This window comes from Saccharothrix sp. NPDC042600 (assembly GCF_040647305.1).
GTDB lineage: Bacteria > Actinomycetota > Actinomycetes > Mycobacteriales > Pseudonocardiaceae > Actinosynnema > Actinosynnema mutabilis.
The window spans coordinates 165083-173295 of the sequence record NZ_JBEZBW010000006.1; the positions used below are offsets into that span (position 1 = coordinate 165083).

7 protein-coding genes are annotated in these 8213 nt (G+C 73.2%); all 7 read left to right on the forward strand.

Annotated features, from left to right (window positions below; genetic code table 11):
• Window positions 1–84 precede the first annotated feature (84 nt).
• Complete coding sequence (locus AB0A74_RS07480; protein ID WP_358248022.1) at window positions 85–3057, forward strand: BTAD domain-containing putative transcriptional regulator; 2973 nt, start codon at window positions 85–87, stop codon at window positions 3055–3057.
• A 105-nt stretch (window positions 3058–3162) separates the two neighbouring features.
• A complete protein-coding gene (locus AB0A74_RS07485) occupies window positions 3163–3468 on the forward strand; it encodes a hypothetical protein (protein ID WP_358248023.1) in 306 nt (101 codons plus the stop codon).
• 33 nt (window positions 3469–3501) lie between these two features.
• A complete protein-coding gene (locus AB0A74_RS07490; RefSeq protein ID WP_358248024.1) occupies window positions 3502–4326 on the forward strand; it encodes a LytTR family DNA-binding domain-containing protein in 825 nt (274 codons plus the stop codon).
• The gene (locus AB0A74_RS07495; RefSeq protein ID WP_358248025.1) at window positions 4323–4706 is read left to right on the forward strand and encodes a DUF485 domain-containing protein; all 384 of its coding nucleotides are present in this window, start codon (window positions 4323–4325) and stop codon (window positions 4704–4706) included. The genes AB0A74_RS07490 and AB0A74_RS07495 overlap by 4 nt, the downstream gene beginning before the upstream one ends.
• On the forward strand, window positions 4703–6412 hold the full coding sequence (locus tag AB0A74_RS07500) for a cation acetate symporter (protein WP_358248026.1): 1710 nt from the start codon (window positions 4703–4705) through the stop codon (window positions 6410–6412). Before AB0A74_RS07495 ends, AB0A74_RS07500 begins: the two co-directional genes overlap by 4 nt.
• Window positions 6409–7581, forward strand: coding sequence for a histidine kinase (locus AB0A74_RS07505; protein WP_358248027.1), 1173 nt, complete (start codon window positions 6409–6411; stop codon window positions 7579–7581). Before AB0A74_RS07500 ends, AB0A74_RS07505 begins: the two co-directional genes overlap by 4 nt.
• A 278-nt stretch (window positions 7582–7859) precedes the next feature.
• Window positions 7860–8213: hypothetical protein (locus AB0A74_RS07510; protein ID WP_358248028.1), on the forward strand; the 354-nt coding region annotated here is incomplete at its 3' end.

The window sequence follows — 8213 nt, forward strand, 5'->3', positions numbered from 1 at the left end:
CCGGGCGTTCGGGGCCATCCGGTGGTACTCCGGACAGGGTCGGAGTACCAGCATGTCAAGGTCTCTACGGGGAGCGGAGGCGAGTTGACCCTGTCGCAGGACGAGTTCGGGGTGCTCGGACCGCTGGTGGTCCGCCGGGACGGGAGGACCGTCCCGATCACCGCCGCGAAGCACCGGATCGTCCTGGCGACGCTGCTGCTCGGCGCGAACCGGTCGGTGCCCGCCAGCGACCTGATCCGCCGCGTGTGGGGCGAGGTGACCCCCGACCGGGCCGCCCAGACGCTGCCGGTCTACGTGATGCGGCTGCGCCGCGCGCTGGGCGACCCGCCGCTGATCCACACCACCCCGACCGGCTACCGGATCGACCTGCCGCGCGACGCGCTGGACCTGCACCGGTTCGCCGACCTGGCCGAGCGGGGCGCGGCGCTGGCGGCGGCGCGGGACTTCGAGGGGGCGCGGGCGGTCTACGAGCAGGCGCTGGGGCACTGGCGCGGGTCGGCGCTGGCGGACGTGCCGTCGGAGTCGCTGCACGAGACCGAGGTGCCCAACCTGACCGAGCAGCGGCTGCGGGTGACCTCCGAGCTGATCGACGTGAAGCTGCGGCTGGGCCGGTGCGACGAGGTGATCGCCGACCTGCGCCGGCTGACGGCGCAGCACCCGCTGCGCGAGCGGTTCTGGTCGCAGCTGATGGTGGCGCTGTACCGGGCGGACCGGCAGGCCGACGCGCTGGACGCCTACCGGCAGGCGTCCACGGCGCTGGCCCGCGAGCTGGGCGTGGACCCCAGCGACCGGCTGCGCGCGGTGCACCACGCGATCCTCACCGGCGACCCGTCGCTGCACCAGCCGGCCGCCGACACGTGGGCTCCCGTCTCGCAGCTGCCCGCTCCCGTGGGCAACTTCGTGGGGCGGGCCGCCGAACTGGCCCGGGTGACGGCGCTGCTGACGCGGGCGGCGGCGACCGTCGTGGTGTGCGGCCCGCCGGGCGTGGGCAAGACGGCGTTCGCGACGGCCGTGGGGCACGCGGTGCGCGACCGGTACCCCGACGGGCAGCTGTACGTCAACCTGCGCGGGCACTCCACATCCCCGCCGCTGACCACGTCCGCGGTGCTGGCCCGGTTCCTGCGGGCGATGGGCGTGCGGGCCGACCACATCCCGGTGGACGAGGAGGACCTGGTCCGCGGCTACCGGGCGCGGCTGCGCGGCCGGCGGGTGCTGATCACGCTGGACAACGCGGCGTCGGTGGAGCAGGTGCTGCCGCTGCTGCCCGGCGACCCGGGCTGCTCGGTGGTCGTCACCAGCCGCAACGAGCTGCGCAAACCGTTGCGGGCCACGCTGGTGCGGCTGGACGTGCTGCGCGGCGACGAGGCGTGGAAGCTGCTGGCCCGGTCGCTCGGGCCGGAGGCGGCGGTGGCGCAGTTCGACGCGATCGCCGAGCTGGCCCGGCTGTGCGGGTACCTGCCGCTGGCGCTGCGCATCGCGCTGGGCAACCTGATCGGGGCCGCCCACCTGGACATCGAGTCCTATGTGGACGAGCTGCGCGGCGGTGACCGCCTGGCGGCGCTGGCCGTGGACAACGACGACACCGCCGCGATCCGCCGGGCGTTCGACCTGTCCTACGCGGCCCTGCCCGACGACGCGGCCCGCCTGTTCCGCCTGGTGGGGCTGGTGCCCGGCCCGGACTTCAGCGCCGCCGGCGCGGCGGCCCTGCTGGACGCGCCGCTGCCCGAGGCCCAGCGCCTGCTGGGCGAGCTGGCGTCGGCGCACCTGGTGCAGCGGGTCGGGGCGGACCGGTTCGTGCTGCACGACCTGCTCAACGACTACGCCGCCGACCGGGCGGCGTTCGAGGGCGAGGACCTGGCGGCGGCCCGGCGGCGGCTGTTCGACTGGTACCTGCGCACGGCGGTCGAGGTCGGCGACGTGCTGTACCCCGAGCTGCGCCACGCCCCGTCCGGCCCGCCGACCATGACCGCCGACGCCGCGCGGGCGTGGCTGACCGCGGAACGCCCCAGCGTCCTGGCCGCGACCGAGCACTGCGCCGCGCACGGCCCGTTGCCGCTGTCGTGGCAGCTGATCGACGCGGTCAGCGGCTACTTCGGCTCGCACGGCCACCACGTGGAGTTCGTGCACGCGATCGCCGCCGCGCTCGGCGCCGCACGGAGGGCCGGCGACCACGACGCGGAGACGTCCATGCTGGTCTGGCTGGCCGCCGAGCACCGGAACCTGGGCGACCTGCGCGGGGCGCAGCGGTTCCTGCGGGAGGCGTCCCCGTCGGGGCGGACGCTGTGGCTGCACGCCGGGCTGGACGGCGTGGTGAACCTGGAGCTGGGCGACTTCGCCGCGGCCCGGGCGTCGTTCACCCGGTTGACGGACCTCAGCGCGGTGCTGCCGGAGGTCCCGCACGTCCGGATCGCGGCGCTGGCCGGTCTGGGCGCGTTGCACCTGATGCGGGGCGAGCTGGGCCCGGCGGGCGAGTGCCTGACCGAGGGGTTGGCCCTGGCCAGGGCGGCGGACGGCGAGAACCTGGAGGCGGCCTGCGCCGCCCTGCTGGGCCGCTGCCACACGGCCGGCGGGGACTACGGCCGAGGTGTGACCCTGCTGCGGCACGCCCTGGCGAACTGGTACCGGACCGGGGTCCGCCACGCCCGCGCCGAGGGGATGGCGCACCTGGCGACCGCGCTGTGCCTGGCGGGTGAGCACGCGGAGGCGCTGCGGACGGCGCAGCGGGCGTTGGCGCTGGTCCAGGAGCTGGGCGGGAGCCCGCGCATCGAGTCGGAGGTCCACAACGCGCTGGGGTTGGTGCTGCGCCACCTCGGCAAGCCGGGGCGGGCGGTGGCGGCGCACTTGAGGGCGCTGGAGCTGGCCACGGCCTGTGACTACCGGTACGGGGTGGCGAGGTCGCACATCCACCTGGTCCGGGCCATGGCCGAGGACGGGCGTCGGGCCGACGCGCTGCGGCACGCGCGGATCGGGCACGAGTTGGCGGTGACGGGCGGGTTCGGCGCGTTCGCCGACACCGCGGAATCCCTGCTCACGGAACTGGGCGCACCGCTTCCCTGACCGGATCACGGCCCGCCGATTGAGACCACTGCCCGCGGGCGTTGACCTCGTCGCGGGCCGGCGGGAGCATCGGGGGCCTGGCTGGCGGATCGGTGGGGGCGTGTCATGGGTGTCGGTCCGCGGGACCTCGCGGCGCTCCGGGGTGGGGTGCCGGGGTCGTCGGCCGAGCTGGTCGAGCGGCTCGCCGAGTTGGCGCGGCTGGCCAGCCGGTGGTCGGACCTGGTCCGCGAGCTGCAGGAACCCACCCACCGGATGATCGGCACGGCGGCTGCCGCGTCCGTCGGGGTGGCCGCGCGCCGGGCCGAGGAGGCGTTCCTCGAACTCGAAGTCACGCTGGGTGACGCCCAGGCCGCGCGGCGGTCATTGCCTCCGATGGGTCTCAAGAGCGAGGATGACCACCCAATGGTCTAATCGCCGACGCCGTCGAACCCGCATTGGAATTCCATGACGTCAGGACTTCCCTGCCCGATCTGCGAAGGGCCGGAACGCCGCGGGGCGCTGGAACGCAGGCTCCGCGTCCTCGCCGTGGACGACGAGGCGCCCGCCCTGGACGACCTGGTCTACCTGCTCAAGGCGGACCCCCGGATCGGGCACGTCGAGGCCGTCACCGACGCCACCAAGGCGCTGCGCACGCTGCACGCCGGGCAGGGCGTGGACGCGGTCTTCCTCGACATCCGGATGCCGGGCCTGGACGGGTTGGACCTCGCGCGCGTGCTGTCGCGGTTCGCCCAGCCGCCGCCGATCGTGTTCGTCACCGCGCACCAGGAGCCGGCCGTCGAGGCGTTCGAGCTCAAGGCGCTGGACTACCTGCTCAAACCGGTCCGCCCGGAACGGCTGGCCGAGTCGGTTCACCGGATCGTGCACGAGGTGCTGGACACCAAGACCGCCGAGCCCGCGCCCGCACCGCCGGAGAAGGCGCCGGACGTGGGCGACGAGGTCATCCCGGTCGAGCTGGGCGGCATCACGCGGTTCATCCGGCTGGCGGACATCCGGTATGTCGAGGCGCACGGCGACTACGCCCGCCTGCACACCGCCACCGGCAGCGGGCTGGTGCGGGCCGCGCTCAACGGCCTGGAGGAGCGCTGGCGGTCGGCCGGGTTCGTGCGCATCCACCGCAGCCACCTGGTCTCCCTCGGCCACATCGACGAGCTGCGCCTGGAGGACGGGCACCTGAGCGTGAACATCGGCGGCGCGGTGCTGCCGGTCAGCCGCCGGCACGCCCGGCACCTGCGCCAACTGCTGGTCCGGCGCAACCGGCAGCCGTCATGACGACCCCCGGGAAGCCCACCGAACGGGTCGTGGTGACCAGTCCGCGCACCCGCGCCCCGCGGGTGCCCCGGCCCTATCCGGCGTCGCGGGAGATCGACGAGCAGAGCGAGCTCGGCGCGGTCTACATGCGGTCGCTGATCCGGACCCAGCGGCGGCTGGGGCTGCTGCTGTGCGCGGTGGTGTGCGGGAGCGTCGCGGCGTTGCCGCTGGTCTTCACGCTCGTCCCGGCGGTCACCTCGCAGCGCCTGCTGGGGCTGCCGCTGCCGTGGCTGCTGCTGGGCGTCCTGGTGTTCCCGGTGTTCGTGCTGGCCGGGTGGTTCTACGTGCGGCAGGCCGAGCGCGGCGAGCGGGAGTTCGCGGAGCTGGTGGAACGTTCGTGACCAGCTCGTACGGCATCATCGCGGTGATCGTGGTCGCGGTCGGCACGGTGCTGGTGGGCACGTACGGGCTGCGGATCTCGCGCACCACGTCGGACTTCTTCGTCGCCTCGCGCACGGTGTCGCCGTGGTGGAACGCCTCGGCGATCGGCGGCGAGTACCTGTCGGCGGCGTCGTTCGTCGGCATCGCCGGGCTGATCTTCGCGCACGGGCCGGACATGCTGTGGTTCCCGGTCGGCTACACCGCCGGGTACCTGGTGCTGCTGGCGCTGGTCGCGGCCCCGTTGCGGCGCAGCGGCGCGTACACGCTGCCGGACTTCGCCGAGGCCCGGTTCGGCTCGCCCGCCGTCCGGGCCGTCGCCAGCGTGATCGCGCTGGGCATCGGGTGGCTGTACCTGCTGCCGCAGTTGCAGGGCGCGGGCCTGACCCTGCACACGCTCACCGGCGCGCCGGACTGGGTGGGCGCGCTCGTGGTGGCCGTGGTGGTGACCGCGAACGTCATCGCGGGCGGCATGCGCAGCATCACGTTCGTGCAGGCCTTCCAGTACTGGCTCAAGCTGACCGCGATCGCGGTGCCGGTGGCGTTCCTGGTCGTGGCGTGGCAGGCGCACGGGGCGCGCGACCTGACCGGGCCGGAGTTCCCCGTGTTCCCGCGCGAGACCACCGTTTCCTTCGACACCAACACGACCGTGCGGGTCGAGCAGCCGGTGGAGTTCCGCGGCGACGGCGTGGTGGACGGCGCCGAAGTGGACGGACCGGCCGGGTTCGGGCCGGGCGAGCACACCGTCGCGGCGGGCACGCGGCTGGTGTTCCCCGAGGGCGCGCCGGTGCCGCACGTGGCGTCGATCCCGTTCAACAGCAACGCCTCCTGGGCGCTGCCGCTGCGCGGCGGGGACGACTTCCCGCTGTACGCGGTGTACTCGCTGATCATCGCGACGTTCCTGGGCACGATGGGCCTGCCGCACGTGATCGTCCGCTTCTACACCAACCCCAACGGCCGGGCCGCGCGCCGGACGACGCTGATCGTGCTGGGCCTGCTGGGGATCTTCTACCTGATGCCGCCGATCTACGGCGCTCTCGGGCGGCTCTACACGCCGGAGCTGCTGATGACCGGGGACACCGACGCGGTGGTCCTGGTGCTGCCCAGCCGGATGGTGGACGGGGTCGGCGGGCAGTTGCTCGGCGCCCTGGTCGCGGGTGGGGCGTTCGCGGCGTTCCTGTCCACTTCGTCGGGTCTGATGGTGTCTTTGGCGGGCGTGCTGAGCCGGGACGTGCTGAGGTTCCGCGGGATCCGCGGGTTCCGGGTGTCCACTGTGCTGGCCGTGCTGGTGCCGTTGGGCATGACGTGGCTGGTGGGCAAGGTGCCGGTGGCGGACATGGTCGGGCTGGCGTTCGCGGTGGCGGCGTCGTCGTTGTGCCCGTTGCTGGTGCTGGGGATCTGGAGCACGCGGATCACCACCGTGGGCGCGGTGGCCGGGATGCTGGCCGGTGGCGTGCCCGCGCTGGTGGCGGGGTTGGTGACGATCAGCGCGGGCGGCGGCAACGTGTTCCTGGCGCGGCCGGCCGCGTGGACCGTGCCGCTGGGGTTCGTCGTGATGTACGTGGTGTCGCTGCTGACACCGCGCAAGGTGCCGCCGGGGGTGAACCACGTGATGGTGCGGTTGCACGCGCCGGAGAACCTGGGTCTGCGCAGTCAGGACCGGCTGTGAACGGCCTGTGGACCGCCGGGGCGATACTGCTCGCCGGGCTGGCCGTGGTGATCACGCTGTGGCGGACCTCCCGAGCCCGCAACGACTTCCTGACCCACGAGCAGCGGATCACGTTCGAGACCCTGCACACGGCGTGGTCCGCCGCTCCCCCGCTGCGCGCCGGGCTGGTGCCGGACGCGGCGAAGAAGTCCGCCAAGCACCTGCGGACCCTGCTGGGCACGCCGGCGCTGGCGTTGACCGACGAGACCGAGGTCGTGGCGTGGGAGGGCGGCGGCGAGCACCACGCGGCGGACGCGATGGACCTGGCGCGGGAGGTGTTCGCGACCGGGCGGACGCGGGCGTTCGACATCACGTGCGGGTCGCCGGACTGCCCGGTGCACTCGGCCGTGCTGGCGCCGTTGACGGTGGAGGGGCGGGTGGTCGGCGTGCTGGCGGCCTACAGCCGGGAGCCGTCGGCGGGGTTGGTGCGGGCGACGAACGAGGTCGCGCGCTGGGCGTCCGGGCAGTTGGAGCTGGCCGAGCTGGACCGGTCGCGGACCCGGTTGGTGGAGGCGGAGGTGCGGGCGCTGCGGGCGCAGATCTCGCCGCACTTCATCTACAACTCGTTGTCCGCCATCGCTTCCTACGTGCGCACCGACCCGGAGAAGGCGCGGACCCTGCTGCTCGACTTCGCGGACTTCACGCGGTACTCGTTCCGCCGGGCGGGTGATTTCACCACACTGTCGGAGGAACTGAGGTCGATCGACCAGTACCTGGCGTTGGAGCGGGCGCGGTTCGGGGAGCGGCTGAAGGTGACGCTGCAGATCGCGCCGGAGGTGCTGCCGGTGACCGTGCCGTTCCTGTGCCTCCAACCGCTGGTGGAGAACGCGGTCCGGCACGGCATGGAGGGCAAAGTCGGGCCGGGGCACATCACGATCCAGGCGGCGGACGCGGGCGAGGAAGCGCACATCACCATCGAGGACGACGGCATCGGCATGGACCCGGAGGCGTTGCGCCGCACCCTCGCGGGCCAGGTGGGTGAGACGGCGGGCATCGGGTTGGGCAACATCGACGAACGCCTGCGCCGCTGCTACGGCGACGACTACGGCCTGGTCGTGGAAACCGCCCAGGGGTTGGGGACGAAGATCAGCGTGCGGGTGCCGAAGTACCAGGCCGGCGTGCACGCCTGACCGCGCCACCGGTCCGACGGTGAACCGCCCGTCGTTGCCGCCGCTTCGGCGTGCGGCCGGGGCGACTCCACCCACAGTCCGCAGCACCTCGGACACCTGCGCCCCTCGACACATTGTGCCCCGGGCGGTACCGAAATCCGGTGAACCGGAACCGTTCACCTCCGGGATGCGTCTGTGTCGGTGACCAGAGCCTGTTATGGGGAGGGCAGCGCCTTGGCGTTTCGTCGTGACGTGCGCGGTTGCGGGTGGATCGGATGACGGACCCGAGCAACCCCTTGGTGGCCGCGCCACCCGCCGAGCCCGGTGGGGTGTTCAACGCCGGCACCGGTGACAACGGGTGGGCGACCGGTATTTCCATTGCCGAGTCGGCGATGGACACGTTCAACGGGATCAAGGACGGCAACTGGATCCAGGCGGGTCTGGGGATGGTCGGCCTCGCGGCGGATGCGGCGGCGATGGCGATCGACCCGTTCGGGACGTTGATGTCGTCGGCGGCGTCGTTCCTGATGGAGCATGTTCAGCCGTTGAAGGACATGCTGGACTGGCTGGCCGGCAATCCGCCGGTGATCGAGTCGTACGCGGCGACGTGGGGGAAGGTTTCCGAGGAGCTCGGGTCGATCGCCGAGGACTAC

Bases quoted from the DNA above. Each gene is read 5' to 3' on its own strand.
- AB0A74_RS07495 (WP_358248025.1), top strand. From the start codon at position 4,323: ATGACGACCCCCGGGAAGCCCACCGAACGGGTCGTGGTGACCAGTCCG.
- AB0A74_RS07490 (WP_358248024.1), top strand. From the start codon at position 3,502: ATGACGTCAGGACTTCCCTGCCCGATCTGCGAAGGGCCGGAACGCCGC.
- AB0A74_RS07485 (WP_358248023.1), top strand. From the start codon at position 3,163: ATGGGTGTCGGTCCGCGGGACCTCGCGGCGCTCCGGGGTGGGGTGCCG.